Origin of the sequence: Bacillus sp. J14TS2 (genome assembly GCF_018333015.1) — a bacterium.
Classification (GTDB): Bacteria; Bacillota; Bacilli; order Bacillales; family Bacillaceae_C; genus Lederbergia.
The window spans coordinates 233785-248564 of record NZ_BORE01000002.1 but is presented as its reverse complement, the minus strand read 5'-3'; the positions used below and the strand labels follow the sequence as shown (position 1 = coordinate 248564).

Below are 14780 nucleotides of genomic sequence, written 5' to 3'. Positions count from 1 at the left end.
GATATACTGATAAAACTAGTGTTTTTCATATAAAAATCTCCTTTAATACTTGTATGGTTTCTTTTTCAAAGGTGACATCACTAGAAAAAACAGCATATACACCAAAACCATAAGTCCGATTGCAAAATAGCTTTGTTGTAAACCGAAAAGATCGGATGCAGTCCCACTAATCATCGGTCCTAACATCATTCCTACAGAATAGGCCGTATTATAAATTGCAAAGGTCACACCGTAAGCCTGTGTATGATTTTCCTGCGCGATATCGGCAAGTTCAGGAAGTGTCGGTGCAAGCACAGTCCCCATACTGATACCAATAAAAGCTAACGCAGCAATTTGCAGCCACATATTTGTCGGCAAAACTACAAGTACCAATGATACAGCAGTAACTGCTAAACCAATGGTGATCGTTTTAGGATGACCAATCTTTGTGGAAACACTTCCAACAATAGGTGCTGCAAAGGCATAAGCAAGTGAGGGCACGCCAAATAATAAACCGATCACTCCAGGAGATGCATCAAACACACGTTGCAGATGCGCTGGGAATGTAGGCTCCAGTACACTTGGAATAGCAGCGCCGATAATAACTGCCCCGACAATCATAAGCAAGGTGCGATTTTTCAATAAACGTAACACACCTGATCGTTCTTCTTCCTGTCGAGAAGGCTCCTCTTTCAATAAAAACACCCGCAATAAACCATCTATGAAGGCAATGCCTGCTGCCACAAAAAATGGGAGCATATAGCCACCGAATTGAAAGAGCCAGCCTCCAAATGCCGGTCCTAACAGGGTGCCCATGGCCTGACCGGACAAAGCAATTCCCATTACTTTCCCCCGATCTTTTGATGGGTAAAAATCGGCAAGGAGCGCAAGACCAGCAGTCCAGGTAGCAGCTGCTGCAATCCCTTGTAAAATACGGCAAATAAGCAAGAGCCAAAACGAATTTGCAAATGCAAATAACAGAGTTGCGATAGTAAGTCCAAAAATCCCCCAGAGCATCGGACCACGCCGCCCAAATTTATCGGAAATAACGCCAAAAACAGGTGTGGTTATTAATAAAGCCGCCGCATAACTTCCGAATAAAATGCCGATTGCGGTTTGTGATAAGCCTAAGTTTTCAGCATAATCCGGCAGAATAGGAACAATCATTCCATAAAGCAGCATATCGGTGAAGATTGCTAGTGTGACAACAAACAAGGCGATTCTTTGGACTTTTTTATTATTTTGTTCTTTATCCATATTTTTCCCTCTTTCTTTTGATTCTTTGTTGTTTTCATTAACAACCGTTCCTCTTTGCCAGTGTTGAATGCCTCCTTTCTTCCTCTATTCCTTAAGAGGAAAAAAGAATAGAAGTTTTTTACCGCCTCGTTAACGCTCCGCCTCCACCGATAACCGCAACAATTCTTGATTTTACTTATATTACTGCGGTTATCCACCTATAACACACCACTATTATTTTTACTCATGGTTGTTTAGTCAACGTTGACTAAACAAGTATATTTTTCTCCCTCCAATAGAGGGAGAATTATTGATCAGTTTGTTCTAAATAAGCCAATGCTTGCTCAACAAAATCCTGTTGCTGCCGAATAGTGGCAAACATATTATCAAAAACCAATTGCACCATTGGAGGGATATTATCTTCCATTGCTGCTTTCTTTTCCCTCCAGCCTGCTTGCACACTTCTATACTCATTCTCCAAAGTGACTTGCTGCTTTTCCAAGGCTTGACGTGCCTCATCAACAGATAGCTTATCAAAAAATGAAATGCCTGCATATAAAGAGGAAGGATATTGAACGGATGAACTAGTTAATGCCTCACGAATCAATTCTTTAAGGTGTTCTTTGCCTTCTTCTGTAATTCGATAGGTGAATTTTTGCCGATGACCGGTTTGTTCCACCTTGTCAATCGCAATATATCCATCCTTTTCTAATTTTTTGAGCGCATGATAAATCGAACCAATTAATACACCGCCCCATCTTTCAGCATCTGTCATTCGCAGTGCCTGCTGAATATCATAGCCGGACATCGGTTTTGCATCCAACATACTGAGTACGAGCAATCGTGTCATCAAGATCACATCCTTTACTTAACGTTGAGTATTATATAATGAATATATTCGCAAGTCAATTTACTGTAATGAAAAGAATCATATCTAAAAAGAAAAAGCGCGTTCCCTGGGTCCCCTATAGAGATACCATCTGAAACGATCATTGTATTAACCATCTCGCTCCTTCTTTGGCATTAACAGCTAGATCGTTAATATGGATATAACATGATGTCACTTCACTCCATGTGTTGGCACGATTGGATCTCGAAAAGCGAAGGAAATAAGGTGACGTATGTTAGTAATGAACCTTGAGTGGATGAATAGCCATATAGAATATTATTATAATGGCGATCTTTTAATCATATTTGGGGTATTATCGAACAATAAAAATGCCAAAATGTCATTTTTATTGTTCCAAATCAGCTGCCAGATAATCCCGATTGGCTTAGCTAGATATAACACACTGCAATCCCTTTGTTTTTCGATTTCTATATTTTACTGAACGTCCAATGTTAGCCTTCTGCTGTTTTTCTTTTAACGAACAAAGAGATGGAGCCGAACAAAATACAAGTATAATAAGTGATAAAGCGCCAAAAAAACAAACATAAGACGAGCGTCGCTGGTTCAAGAATAAGACCGAATAGCAGCGAAAAGCTGAGCTCTGCCCCGCCACTTCCGCCTGGGATCGGAATCATGGAAGAAAACATAATAATAAAAGAGTGAAACGCAATGACTTGAAATAAATCTACATGCGGTACACCAACACCTTGCAAAACAAAGTAGGGGATGCAAAAAAATAGCCATAATTGCCACGTTGTCAGCACACTGCAACGCAGCAACAATTTCACATCAAAACTCATTCGATTACTTTCCAAATGAAAGGAATGCAATTTCTGATCGGCGCTGTTTTTCAATGTACCGTACTTGTCTTTTTTGATGAAAAAAGACACCGATTTTAGCAATATATGAACGATAAAAGAAGCGATTCGTTTGCTTTTTACCACGGTTATTAAAGCAATAATGACCATAAGGTTAAGAATAAACCCGGTAATAATCAGCACGCTCAGCTTTGGAATAGATCCGTACAGTAAGTAATGATGACCAAATAATAAGACGATTAAGGAATTGACAACGAGCATAGCCTGGTAAACGATGAATTTGATCAGCAGAACCGAACTCCCGACTCCAACGTCCATTCCGTTTTTTGCGAGCATATATAGTTGTCCCGGCTGGCCGCCGCTGGCAAACGGCGTAATCGTGTTAAAAAACTGACCTGCCATCGTGATCTTAATTGATTGCAGAATAGTTTGCTGCGTATATACTTTCCTTGATATTCTGTAAAGAACGAGCGATTCTAGTAACCAGTATAAAAGCATGACGAACATTCCAGCGAGCAGCCAGATAATATTAGCATGCTTTAATCCTTCCCAGACAATAGCGATATCTACCGTCCGGAAATGGTAAGCGATAAAACCAAAGCTGATGACAAAGATTAGAATAATATTAAACTGCTTGTTTTTTAGTACATTAATTCCCACTGATCTCATAATAAAAGTCCTTCCATATTTCCCAGAGACGCTCCTCAGAATAATGGTTTGCTCCTTTAGCAGCATTTTCCTTTGCTTCTTCATAATAGTCACGATCATTTTCTAATCGCTGAATGGTTGCGACAAATGCTTCGATTGTATCGCCTTTAACGCAAAAGCCATCCAATATCACCGTGTATAACTCTAAATTCCTGATCAGAATCGGAAGTCCGCTGTTCATTGCCTCTAGAATAGCCATAGGAAAAAGTTCATTGTAAGAAGGTAAAAATAGTACATCTGAGAGATTATAGTAATCATTCATTGTAGAGCGGTCGAGTATTCCGGTAAATTTTACGTTTTCAGGAGGATTATCATATATTTTTTTAAATTCGTTATACCCAGCAGTGATTTTCCCAAAAGAAAATCCACCAGCCCAAATAAATTGAATATTTGGCAGTTGCTTAGCAACTTCGATAAAGTCCAGTATACCTTTCCGATACTGGATTTGACCCGCCCCGATGACGACAAAGGCATTTTCAGAGATGCCATATTTTTTCCGTTTTGCTATCTTTTTCTCCTGATCAACAGGGTGGAACATTTTTTTAGAGACGAAATTTGGAATGTATTTTATTTTTTCTTTGTGGATTCCATATGCTTTAAGCTTAGGTATAAACGATGGATTAACGACGACTAGCCAGTCCATACGTCTGTAAAAGGATATTAAATAACGGTTGAAAAGCGTTTTTATTCCAGGAAGAAGCTTTAAGCTACCCTCTATCGTTTCTGGCAGAAAATGTACATACCCTACTTTCATACCTCTCTTTTTGGCGGCAAACGTGGACAGATAAAATAAGAAATCAACAGTATGATAATGAGTTACATCTGCGGTAATATTTTTATTTACTGTTAAATGGTAAGTGTTCTGATTAACGTTGTTCAATAAATTGACGAGTTCCCTGTATGCGGAAGCAACGCCTTGTCCTTTTACTTTTTCTGCTGATGACATCATATTCAGTTTTAGCAAAGTCTGTCTCCTTCCTGTTTGATCATTTACTCAGCATAAATAAAGAGTGTATTCAATGTCTTCTGCTCGCATGGTTTACTGCTTCGGGATACAATTTTATTGGGAGCTTTTTCACAGTTATTTCCCGGTATACATCCATGATGTTCTCAGCGAAACTAGCAACAGATAAACATTGAATTTTTTCAAAGGCCGCAATAGCAATTTGTTTCGAGTAAACTTCATTAGAGAGAACGTTGTTTACCGCATCGGCCAAATCATCGTCCGTCTGATAAACAAAGCCGGACTTTCCGTTAACGATTACGTTGTCAAGGCTTTGATCAGCTTTTGCTACCACAGGTGTTTTCGCTGCGATTGCTTCAAAAATCGTCAATCCTTGTGTTTCGGTAGTGGATGCACTGATAAACAAATCGCTCAATTGATAATATTTATTTATTTCCTGCCAGGGCATGGCCCCAGTAAAAACCACATAATCTTCAATTTGAAGAGTGTCTGCCAGTTGATTTAATTGCATTTTCATCGGTCCATCGCCAACGATAATCAGCTTTGTCTCAGGAAATTGTTTTAAGATAGCCGGCATTGCCCGCAATATTGCTTCAATATTTTTTTCATGAGATAGGCGTCCGACAGATAATAAAACCGGTCCTTTAGTAATACCTAATTCTGCCTTTAATTGTTTAAACTTGGGCAATGTCTGCTTTTGTGCAAATTGATGAAAATCAGTTCCCGTTGGTATGATTTTAATTTCATTGTTGACACCATAATTTTCCAAAACTGTTTTCGCCTTTTTTGATGGAACAATTATTTTTTCTACGTAATTGCAATATAATCTGCTTGCTTTCCTAACAGTAGTAGGCTTAACGAATTTTCCGTTTCCAATATAGTGCAAGTAATCTTCATACATCGTATGGTATGTGTGTACGATTGGTAAATCGTGTTTTTTTGCGGCAAATATTCCCATCACTCCTAAAGAAAACTCCGTATGAGTATGAATGATATCAAGTTCGAGTCGATTCACTAGTTTTGTTAGCCTGAATAGTCCAGCAAAGGCGAGGCGTCTTTCTGGAAAAAAGATAAACGGAAGGCTTGGAAAGCGAAATACTTTTCCTACCTCTGCCTTTATGTCTGCTTTAGGGTCAGTTGAAGTAAAAATGTATACTTTATGTCCCCATTCGGTCAATTGCTTTTCCAATAGATTAATAGACGTTACCACACCGTTAATTTGCGGATAATAGGTGTCAGTAAAAATTCCAATATTCATAACCCTCTCTTCTTTCTTTCCTAGGTGTAATTATACTCATCTAGGTTAATTCACCGTCTGGATCGGCCTTATTATTTGCATCAGAGATGATACCTTTACAAATTTACTTTTCTTTTAAAAAATTTTTTGGCAACGTAATAATAATGCTCCAAATACTTATTCCTGCACCAACTAATGAAGCGATACTGATTAAGACTGCATTAAAGCCCAATAGTCCTGTTGGTATAAGTACGACAAATCCAAAAAGAAATATTAATTGATAAATGGATGAAATAACCCTGCAGGCACTATTATTTAAAAAAGACAATACGAACGGAGGAAAAAACAAAATAACCATTAATATAATACTTGCCTGAATTACTTGTGGATCATTCAATGAAAGAGTATTTATGTCTCTTTGAAAATAAGTAGTTAAAAATAAAGTTATTATAGACACTATTAGCAATAAAACCAATAAACTGAATCTTTTCAACTGCAGTCCTCCTTTAATAATCTGTTTCAATTAAAATATAGGACACAATTATTTTACGTTATATCTAAAGTAAATCTTTGTGTTCAATATTTCTAATAGATAAATAAGAAGCAACGATCCCAATGATTGTAAGAGTTAACGGAACGCCAATAAAGGAACCGATCGATAAGTCCTCATTGCTTGCGCCAAGAAAAACAGCAATGATAATAGATGTAATAATCGTCGTTCTAACAGATTTTTTGAGCATCCCGAAAAATAAGGGAACTAAGCTTATACCGCTGGCAGAAAGGTCATATAGAATTGTGTTTTTAAAATGTTCGATGAGCATATAGATCGTTACATCACCATCGATAAAACCTAAGTTGCTATTTAACATGTATAAAACAACTGCTGCAAAAATTCTCGATAGAAGCATGGAGAAAAAGGTAAAGGATATAATAATCAATAGCTTAGAGATAATAATCTTTTTTCTGCTAATTGGATACGTAAACATCAACGTAATCGTTTTATCATTGTATTCTTCAATCACTAATCTCGAAATCAATACACCCGAAAATACAATAAAAACCATTCTTGTAATGCTATCAACTAGGAAGAAAAAATCTGTACTGCTGGCAGCAAACAAATCTCTATCGATATACAGCATGAAAAATAAAAATCCGGTAACGGCAAAGCATGCTGCTAAAGCGCTGTTTGTGTATCGTCCAAAATTCACCTTTCTTATTTCCAAACTGATTAGCTTAAGCATTTTTCTCACCTCTCTTAGTGTTCAAATTGACAAAATAAATCAGATTGACTCCATTAAACGCTTTAACTAAGTCTTGCATTCTTACAATGTATCGCATCATATGTCCGCCCTTTCTTACTTTGTTTTGGTTTGATTACATATGCATAAATAGAGCACCCGCTTTCTGAAAAGGTTTCTTTTGTACTTTCCTTCACAAATTCATCCCGATCCTGTTTCTAGTCAAAGCTTTTTACTTCTTTTACTTAAATCTAAGGAGAGCGGAACATAATTGTGTTTCCGTTTTTTGAATAGAAAACCTGCATTATTGTTTTTCGTATTATAATTAAAATACATCCTTACGCTCAATATTTCTTATCGATAAATACAAAGCAACCACACCAATGATGGTAAATGTCAATGATCTGACGATGAAGGAATTTATTGATAGGTCTGCTAGGTCTTCATTGCTTGTGCCCAAAAAAACTGCAATGATAATAGATGTAATGATCGTCGTTCTAACAGATTTTTTGAGCATTCCAAAAAATAAAGGCACTAGGCTAATACCGCTGAAAGAAAGGTCATAAATTATTGTGTTTATAAAGTATTCTGTTATCATCTGAATCGTTATATCTCCATCGATAAAGCTCAAGTTGCTGTTTAATATGTATAAAACAGCTGCTACAAAAATTCTTGATACGTGTATGAAGAAAAATGTAGAGCAGATGATAATCAATAATTTAGAGAGAATAATCTTTTTTCTGCTGATTGGATACGTAAACATCAAAGAGATCGTTTTATCATTGTATTCTTCAATAACCAGCCTCGAAATTAATACACCTGCAAACACGATAAAAACCATTCTTGTGCTGTCAACCACGAAGAAAAAATCTGAACTAGTGGAAGCAAAGGTATTTCTATCAGCATATAGAGAGAAAAATAACAATCCGGTAAGAACAAAGCATGCTGCTAAAGCACCAATGACATAACGCCCGAAATTTATTTTTTTGATTTCTAAATTGATTAATTTAAGCATTATTCTCGCCTCCGATTAAGGACAAGAAATAGTCCTCTAATGAGGCTGTCTTCGTATTGATTGATGTAATGGAAATATCATTCTCTGTTAGTGTTTTAAATATTTGACTTTGTGGCGTCTCTGTTTCATATATCCTAATTTTGTTAGTATCAAGCACTTTGAAATTTTTGATATTCAGCTTTGAATCAATAATATATGTCGCTTGCATGGCATGGTTCGTTTCTATTTCAATGTACTCTGCATTATTCTCTCTAATCGATTCCATCGAAACTTCTTCCATCAAGTACCCATTTTTCATTACTCCAATTGTGTCAGCAACTTGCTCTATCTCAGCCAAAATATGACTTGAAATCAGTATCGTGATCCCATATTCTTTGTTTAACATTTCAAGTAAATCTCTAATCTCGATAATTCCTACTGGATCAAGCCCATTAACTGGCTCATCTAATATCAATAACTCGGGTTTCGTAATCACTGCTCTGGCAATCCCGAGCCGCTGTTTCATACCTAAAGAGAAATTTTTAACCGGCTTGTTATCAACGTTTTTAAGATTCACAAGGTTTAAAGCAGCCTTTATATCTTTTTTATTGTGGTAACCCATGTATTCACAATGCAAATCTAGATTATCCTTAGCAGTAAGCTTCTCATAGAAAATGGGATACTCGATAATCGCATTCATCCTTTTAAATAATTCGTAAGAAGTATCTGTCAATGTTTCGTTAAAAACCTCAATCGCACCTTGAGTTGGTTTTAATAGATTCAAGATCATTTTCATGACCGTGCTTTTCCCAGCACCATTCGGCCCTAAAAGTCCATAGATTTCTCCCTTCCGAATGTTCATATTCACATTGGAAACAACATTGCTCCCGTTAAACCTCTTTCCTAAATCATGTGTTCTCACAATATACTCCATGATACGTCCTCCTCTTCCATGCAAAAAAATTCTATATCAATAATGGTAAACGTTAAAATTATCTTTTTTCTTAACCATATCTTACGATTTTCTTAAGTTTGCAAAGAATTAGACAGACTCAAGTTTTCGTTAACCTACGAAGCTATTTTCTTTAATTTAACGGTAAATACCGTTTTTTCATATGCTTTACTGGATAGTGATATATCTCCTTCAAGACTTTCTACTAACCTTTTGGTGATGGTAAGTCCCAACCCACTTCCTTGATATAGCTTATTTCTTGAGTCTTCAAGTGTATAAAGTCTTTCGAAAACGTTTTCCCTATTCATTTCGTCAATGCCCTTGCCCTTGTCCCAAACTTCGATATAAGCGAATAAGTCATCATGCTTCAAGTTTATCCCTATGACATGACCATCATTTCCGTATTTTACGGCATTCGATATCAGGTTCCTAAGGATTCTGTCAAGCGCCTCTTCATTTCCTGCTACATAAATATCCTCATCTGGAATCTTAATAGAAACATCTAATCCTTGCTCAGTTAAGATTTCATAAAACTCTAAAATGCTTTTTCTACATGACTCATTGATATTGATCTTTTCAAGCGGTATTTCCTTATCACCAGATTCCAGTTTTGCCAAATCAAAAAAGGTATTGATCAGCGTAAGTAGCTCTACCGCCTTTTCATATATTTTATTAACTTCTTTTCCTAACTCATTTTCTATGGCCTTATTCGATTTGATGATTTCTAAATATCCTACAATAACTGTTAATGGTGTTTTCAAATCATGGGAAATATTTGAAAGCATTTTTCGAATGGATGCTTCCTTTTTTGCATAATTAGCCAATATTTTTTTGTTATGGTTTAAAAGATTGTTAATCCCAATTAATAAATCAATTAGTTCTTTATCATCGGTGAAAACAAGAAGGTTCTCACTTGTTCTATCAGCTACAATTTTATCTAATTTTTGATGCATATATTTTATTTGATTATCTCTTGTTCTCTTAGCTCTATATTGGAAAATAATAATCCCAATTAAAATCAGGATAATCGTTACTAAGAAATAAACCATATATCTTCACCCTTTAATAAAATTTATTCACCCAATTTGTAACCAATCCCCCATATTGTTTTAATATATGCAGGCTGCGCTGGGTTGTCCTCAATCTTCTCTCTTAGCCTTCTTATATGAACATTGATTACATTCTCATCACCAAAATAATCATTACCCCAAACCGTGCTATATAGTTGAGCCTTTGTAAAAACGTTTTTTGGATGTTTGAGAAACAATTTTAAGATATCAAATTCCTTTGCAGTCAGTTTGATTTGCTTCCCATGTTTTTTAATAGAAAAATTATTTATATCAACTATTAGATCCTTATAGTTTATAACACTCTCTTCTTGTTTAGCTTCAGAATAGTTGGTAGCACGTCTTAGTGCTACTTTCACCCTAGCAGCCAGTTCAATCATGGAAAAAGGTTTAGAAATATAATCATCTGCACCAAGCTCAAGGCCTAAAACCTTCTCAACATCCGTATCCTTCGCAGATACAATCAGGATCGGTACAGAACTATCTCTTCTAATTTGCTTCATTACCTCGATGCCGTCTAATTTAGGCATCATGATGTCGAGTATGATTAAATCAAACGCGCCATTTTGAAACCTTTGCATTCCTTCTTCCCCTTCAAAGGCGGTAACCACCTTGTACCCCTCTTTTTCTAAGTAGGTTGTCATCAATTCACTTACGGAAATATCATCTTCTACGATCAAAATTTTATTGTCCATACTACTAAGCACTCTCCTATAATTTTTTTCTTTAAAAAATATTTTCTTTCATTCTATCGTGAGCTGACCATGCTTGTCTGCCATTTATCATTTTTTCATAGATTTCTACACAAGTATTTGATAAATTTTAGCATTAAAATAACATCAATTTCATAATCCCTTATGAAATTGATTCACTTAATAATACGCAAAAAAAGCAGTAAACACTCAATGTCTACTGCTCTAAAAAGTTTTATTACTGCGTTAAATCATAGCTCAAATCTAAGAGATGGAAAATTTCTTCATTTGAAACAGAACCATCCAATACAATGCTAATCCAGTGTTCTTTATTCATATGGTAAGCGGGTAATATTGCATTCTCTTTTCTTAGAATGCTAGCCAATTCTGGATCACATTTAATATTCAGTATGCTTGTCTCTCCCTCTCCTTCAATGCTCAACTTATTTCTGTCCACATTCATAAGCAATCCATACCATTTGTTATTTTTCTTATGTCTGAGCACAGCATAGTCGGATAATTTCCCCCAAGGATAATCAGGATCCGTATCATACTTTTTTTTTGCATATGCTAAAATAGCTTCTCTGCTCATTGGCATCACCTTCTAATCAATTAGATCTAATTTAAATTTCTAGACTGTCGTTTCATTGAACTAATACTCCCGGAATGTGGTTAGTTTAAGCTATTAGTTTGATAGGCGTAATAGCTTTGGCTTTGTGAAGTCTTGATTATCAACAAAGGCATTAGCACGAGAGGGTGCTAAGGTCAGTTGTTCATAGAGTTCGTGTGTGGGAACCCAAAATTGCCGGTATCTCTCTTCAACGACCTGAGTCGAGCCAACCCATTCCACATCTCTTTTCAGAGCTCGATTTACCATGGTTTCGTTATCAATATCTAGCCATATTACATAATCCCAGTGACTGGCTAGCTCCGAGTGGAGAAGAAATATACCATCGATAATGGCGATATCTCTATCTCCCACATTGTCCCACTGCTCTGGCACCTCTTTGTCGTGAAATGAATCCCAAAGCACTGTTCGGCATCTTCGATTTCCACCAGGACCAAGAGGCTCTAATACATAGTTGGCAAATGAGGTGTAATCAAATCCATAATCGTAATAAGATTGTGCTGTCCATTCTCTTTGCTGTGAGCGATTTTTATGTCCTGGATAATGGAAATGATCAATGGAAGCCCGAATAACTCCACGGTTTAGATTGCGGACTGTTTTAGCTAACTCATCAGCTAATGTAGTCTTTCCGGCAGCAGATCGACCATCTACTGCAACCCTTGTCGGGTGGTCTAAGTTTATAGAGACGATTTCTTTGGCAAGAGCAGCGATCACAGCATTTTTCGATCTATCTGGTATCTTCAATATGTTCTTCCCCTCCTAAAATCCTATTCAATTCATAAACTGCCAATTGGTTCAAGTTTAAAGCTATATGCACCGCGGGCACATAACTAACATACACGGTTTCTAAAAAAAGTAATAGACTTATATTGTCTTTTTTTATATACTATTATTTAACTACGACATTTTAAGGTTACATATTCAATAGGTATGATTGCTTAAACTGACACAGATATTGTGGCAGTTTTTTTTATGGTCTTCTTCCACCAAATTAGGAATCTTTTACGGCTTCATTTCAAGCATCGATCAGCACCAAATTGGATAGAAACTTTCCATTACTGTCCCCCACTATTTTTAGCTAACAATTCCCTTTTATAAATGATTGGAAGTATTGCTATAAAAACCAGAGTAGCTACAATCAAAGCGATGTATTGAGTGGCGGCTAAACCATTGTTAAAATTATGCAAGATAGGATTAAACCATTCAAAAATATACGAGAAAGCCCATATTTCTGAAAATGCTCTAGCAATTGGCGGTAAACCAGCCACACTTGAATATCCACCAGCGCCAAAAAAGGTAGCCATAAACGTAACAATGATGATTGGTTGAATGACTCGATATTTTTTTAATAAATGAGCAAGTATTATACCCAGGATGGCACAAATAATAAGGGCTGGTATCATCCCGATAAAAATGATCCACAAATTCTCAGGTTCTAATCGAAAAGCAACCATACCAACAAGCATGGCAAACATTCCTGATATGAATGCCATGAAAACGGATGTTAGGATAATACCCACACCACCCAAAAGATTATTTAAAGGGGTAAGCGACATTTCTTTCTGTGTCCGGTTTTCGATATCAAAAGCAAATAAATTTGCTGCTATGATCGTGGCTGTGAACATAAGTGCAAGCAAAACAGTGCTGCCTGCAATAAACGATTCTCGCCACACATCCTCTTCTTTTACCGTAATTAATTCTGGGGAGACTTGAAGCTCAGCTTTTTCTTCAAGCTGATTTAATACTGCATGTTCCAAACGTAATCGCACATTTTTCATCATATCTGTATTAATATTAAATGTTTCGGTATAAACGGTTTGGGCTTGCTGAAAGTCATCAGGAATTCGGATAAGCATTTGCAATCTGCCTTCTTTCACAGCATCGCTGGCTTGTTCGTACTCCATTTCCCTAATCGAAAAATAAGGAGTAATATTTGAATGTGTGCTCTCTAGCGTTTCAACAAATTCTTGTGACTCCACGCTTTCCGATTCATTTACCAAGCCAACTGGCCAGTCATCTCCACCTGCTCCCATAATAAGAGCTGTCAAAATCATAACAACTACTGGCATAAGGAAAGGCGCTACAAGGAATTGCCTTTGCCGTAATAATATTTTCATATTTTTTCTATTCACAGCAGCAATAGCATAATACCATGTTTTCCATTTCATGTTTATTTCACCTCTCTCGATTTGTTCTCCTACTGTCCACTAGAAGAAAATAAATTATTTTTCAGTTTAATAATAGAAGCCCAACTGAATAATAGAATCGTCGCGGGTATGGTCAACATACTTATATAAAAACTTGTCATTGTTGTTAATGGGTTGGATGCGCTTGTTAGTATATGGCTTTTTCCAGTTACAAAGATAAACCTCATCGTATCTGTAATATAGGACATTGGTAAAAAGCTGGAAAGTCGCCAAACCATTTCAATTGGTCCTCCATAAGCAAACCCGCGAATGGAAGATTCATTTCCACAAAGTAAGTAAAGCGATATCCCGATCACTGCGGCTAAAGTAATGACTGGTAAAGATTTTTTTATGGTCACTCCGGCAAAGGCTCCAAGTGAAGCACCGATTAAAAATAAGATAACGAGCCAGCCTATAATAGCTAGAGATACATTTCCAATCGGGAAATTTAATGTAAAAGCCATTAAAATCATGACTAAAATTGTAGTAACCGTAGTTAATAGGAAAGCAGTAATCGCTTTGGCTATTAACAATGGAACAAAGCCGTTTGGTGTTAAGGATATTTCTTTACTTGTCCGCTCTTCCCACTCTCTTGTTAGCAAGGTGCCAGTATTTACCATCCCAGAATATATAACCGCAAACATTAATAATCCAATCGATACATATAATTTCATCGAAATATCTGTTTCGAACATAGACGACTCTTCGATTATATCTACTATATTTTCATTATCCCTGTTTGCTTGAAATTGATATAAAGCATGCGAAAGTCGAAGCTGAAAATTCTTTGTGGCGTCTGAATTCAAATTATTAACATAAAGCTTTACGTTGGAATGGCCATTTTCATGTAAATTCTGGTCAAAATCCTCTGGTATTTCAACTAAAGCTGGAGCTTCTCCCTTCTGATACATGCGAAATGCTTCGTCTGGATCAAGTGTCATAATCTCATAATAAGGACCATCCTCTATTTCCATTTCCTTCATAATTGTCGTTAACTCTTTACTTGCAGAATCATCCGAATGTTGAGCGATAACGATAGGATTGGTTGTTGACAATTGTGAAATAAGAGAGTAGAGAAAAATAAAGACAATCGGAACAATAATACTCAAAACGAGCATACTAGGATTTCTAAAAGATGTTTTTAAATCTTTTAGAATCATTCCTTTTATGGCTTGCAACATGCTACACACCT

Annotated in this window: 15 protein-coding genes; all 15 read right to left on the bottom strand. The window is 36.4% G+C overall.

Annotation, left to right across the window (positions count from 1 at the left end):
• Positions 1 to 42: 42 nt before the first annotated feature.
• The 15 genes from KI375_RS03775 to KI375_RS03705 all read right to left on the bottom strand — a co-directional run bounded on the left by KI375_RS03775 (position 43) and on the right by KI375_RS03705 (position 14769).
• Complete coding sequence (locus tag KI375_RS03775; protein WP_212972213.1) at positions 43 to 1236, bottom strand: MFS transporter; 1194 nt, start codon at positions 1234 to 1236, stop codon at positions 43 to 45.
• A gap of 286 nt (positions 1237 to 1522) precedes the next feature.
• Positions 1523 to 2065, bottom strand: coding sequence for a PadR family transcriptional regulator (locus KI375_RS03770; RefSeq protein WP_212972212.1), 543 nt, complete (start codon positions 2063 to 2065; stop codon positions 1523 to 1525).
• Between the two features lie 491 nt (positions 2066 to 2556).
• Positions 2557 to 3591 carry a lysylphosphatidylglycerol synthase transmembrane domain-containing protein gene (locus KI375_RS03765; protein WP_212972211.1) on the bottom strand — a complete coding sequence of 345 codons (1035 nt, stop codon included), beginning with the start codon at positions 3589 to 3591 and terminating at the stop codon, positions 2557 to 2559.
• Positions 3572 to 4594 (bottom strand): glycosyltransferase family 4 protein, encoded by a 1023-nt coding sequence (locus KI375_RS03760; protein ID WP_280528623.1) that lies wholly within the window; start codon positions 4592 to 4594, stop codon positions 3572 to 3574. The genes KI375_RS03765 and KI375_RS03760 overlap by 20 nt, the downstream gene beginning before the upstream one ends.
• A 52-nt stretch (positions 4595 to 4646) precedes the next feature.
• Positions 4647 to 5852: a glycosyltransferase family 4 protein gene (locus KI375_RS03755; RefSeq protein WP_212972210.1), complete on the bottom strand. Its 1206-nt coding sequence runs from the start codon at positions 5850 to 5852 to the stop codon at positions 4647 to 4649.
• Between the two features lie 103 nt (positions 5853 to 5955).
• On the bottom strand, positions 5956 to 6324 hold the full coding sequence (locus tag KI375_RS03750) for a hypothetical protein (RefSeq protein ID WP_212972209.1): 369 nt from the start codon (positions 6322 to 6324) through the stop codon (positions 5956 to 5958).
• 64 nt (positions 6325 to 6388) lie between these two features.
• Positions 6389 to 7072 (bottom strand): ABC transporter permease, encoded by a 684-nt coding sequence (locus KI375_RS03745; protein ID WP_212972208.1) that lies wholly within the window; start codon positions 7070 to 7072, stop codon positions 6389 to 6391.
• A gap of 322 nt (positions 7073 to 7394) precedes the next feature.
• On the bottom strand, positions 7395 to 8084 hold the full coding sequence (locus tag KI375_RS03740) for an ABC transporter permease (RefSeq protein ID WP_212972207.1): 690 nt from the start codon (positions 8082 to 8084) through the stop codon (positions 7395 to 7397).
• Positions 8077 to 8997 (bottom strand): ATP-binding cassette domain-containing protein, encoded by a 921-nt coding sequence (locus tag KI375_RS03735; RefSeq protein ID WP_212972206.1) that lies wholly within the window; start codon positions 8995 to 8997, stop codon positions 8077 to 8079. The genes KI375_RS03740 and KI375_RS03735 overlap by 8 nt, the downstream gene beginning before the upstream one ends.
• A gap of 134 nt (positions 8998 to 9131) precedes the next feature.
• Positions 9132 to 10064, bottom strand: a complete 933-nt coding sequence (locus KI375_RS03730) for a sensor histidine kinase (RefSeq protein ID WP_212972205.1) — start codon at positions 10062 to 10064, stop codon at positions 9132 to 9134.
• Between the two features lie 23 nt (positions 10065 to 10087).
• Positions 10088 to 10777 (bottom strand): response regulator transcription factor, encoded by a 690-nt coding sequence (locus KI375_RS03725; RefSeq protein ID WP_212972204.1) that lies wholly within the window; start codon positions 10775 to 10777, stop codon positions 10088 to 10090.
• Between the two features lie 235 nt (positions 10778 to 11012).
• On the bottom strand, positions 11013 to 11366 hold the full coding sequence (locus KI375_RS03720) for an MmcQ/YjbR family DNA-binding protein (RefSeq protein WP_244852252.1): 354 nt from the start codon (positions 11364 to 11366) through the stop codon (positions 11013 to 11015).
• A gap of 93 nt (positions 11367 to 11459) precedes the next feature.
• A complete protein-coding gene (locus KI375_RS03715; RefSeq protein ID WP_212972202.1) occupies positions 11460 to 12146 on the bottom strand; it encodes a nucleoside/nucleotide kinase family protein in 687 nt (228 codons plus the stop codon).
• Positions 12147 to 12457: 311 nt separating this feature from the next.
• Positions 12458 to 13570: an ABC transporter permease gene (locus tag KI375_RS03710; RefSeq protein WP_212972201.1), complete on the bottom strand. Its 1113-nt coding sequence runs from the start codon at positions 13568 to 13570 to the stop codon at positions 12458 to 12460.
• Between the two features lie 29 nt (positions 13571 to 13599).
• Positions 13600 to 14769, bottom strand: coding sequence for an ABC transporter permease (locus tag KI375_RS03705; RefSeq protein WP_212972200.1), 1170 nt, complete (start codon positions 14767 to 14769; stop codon positions 13600 to 13602).
• Positions 14770 to 14780 lie beyond the last annotated feature (11 nt).

Coding starts and splice junctions, on each gene's coding strand:
- KI375_RS03775 (WP_212972213.1), bottom strand. CDS start 1,236: ATGGATAAAGAACAAAATAATAAAAAAGTCCAAAGAATCGCCTTGTTT.
- KI375_RS03770 (WP_212972212.1), bottom strand. CDS start 2,065: ATGACACGATTGCTCGTACTCAGTATGTTGGATGCAAAACCGATGTCC.
- KI375_RS03765 (WP_212972211.1), bottom strand. CDS start 3,591: ATGAGATCAGTGGGAATTAATGTACTAAAAAACAAGCAGTTTAATATT.
- KI375_RS03755 (WP_212972210.1), bottom strand. CDS start 5,852: ATGAATATTGGAATTTTTACTGACACCTATTATCCGCAAATTAACGGT.
- KI375_RS03745 (WP_212972208.1), bottom strand. CDS start 7,072: ATGCTTAAGCTAATCAGTTTGGAAATAAGAAAGGTGAATTTTGGACGA.
- KI375_RS03740 (WP_212972207.1), bottom strand. CDS start 8,084: ATGCTTAAATTAATCAATTTAGAAATCAAAAAAATAAATTTCGGGCGT.
- KI375_RS03735 (WP_212972206.1), bottom strand. CDS start 8,997: ATGGAGTATATTGTGAGAACACATGATTTAGGAAAGAGGTTTAACGGG.
- KI375_RS03730 (WP_212972205.1), bottom strand. CDS start 10,064: ATGGTTTATTTCTTAGTAACGATTATCCTGATTTTAATTGGGATTATT.
- KI375_RS03725 (WP_212972204.1), bottom strand. CDS start 10,777: ATGGACAATAAAATTTTGATCGTAGAAGATGATATTTCCGTAAGTGAA.
- KI375_RS03720 (WP_244852252.1), bottom strand. CDS start 11,366: ATGAGCAGAGAAGCTATTTTAGCATATGCAAAAAAAAAGTATGATACG.
- KI375_RS03710 (WP_212972201.1), bottom strand. CDS start 13,570: ATGAAATGGAAAACATGGTATTATGCTATTGCTGCTGTGAATAGAAAA.
- KI375_RS03705 (WP_212972200.1), bottom strand. CDS start 14,769: ATGTTGCAAGCCATAAAAGGAATGATTCTAAAAGATTTAAAAACATCT.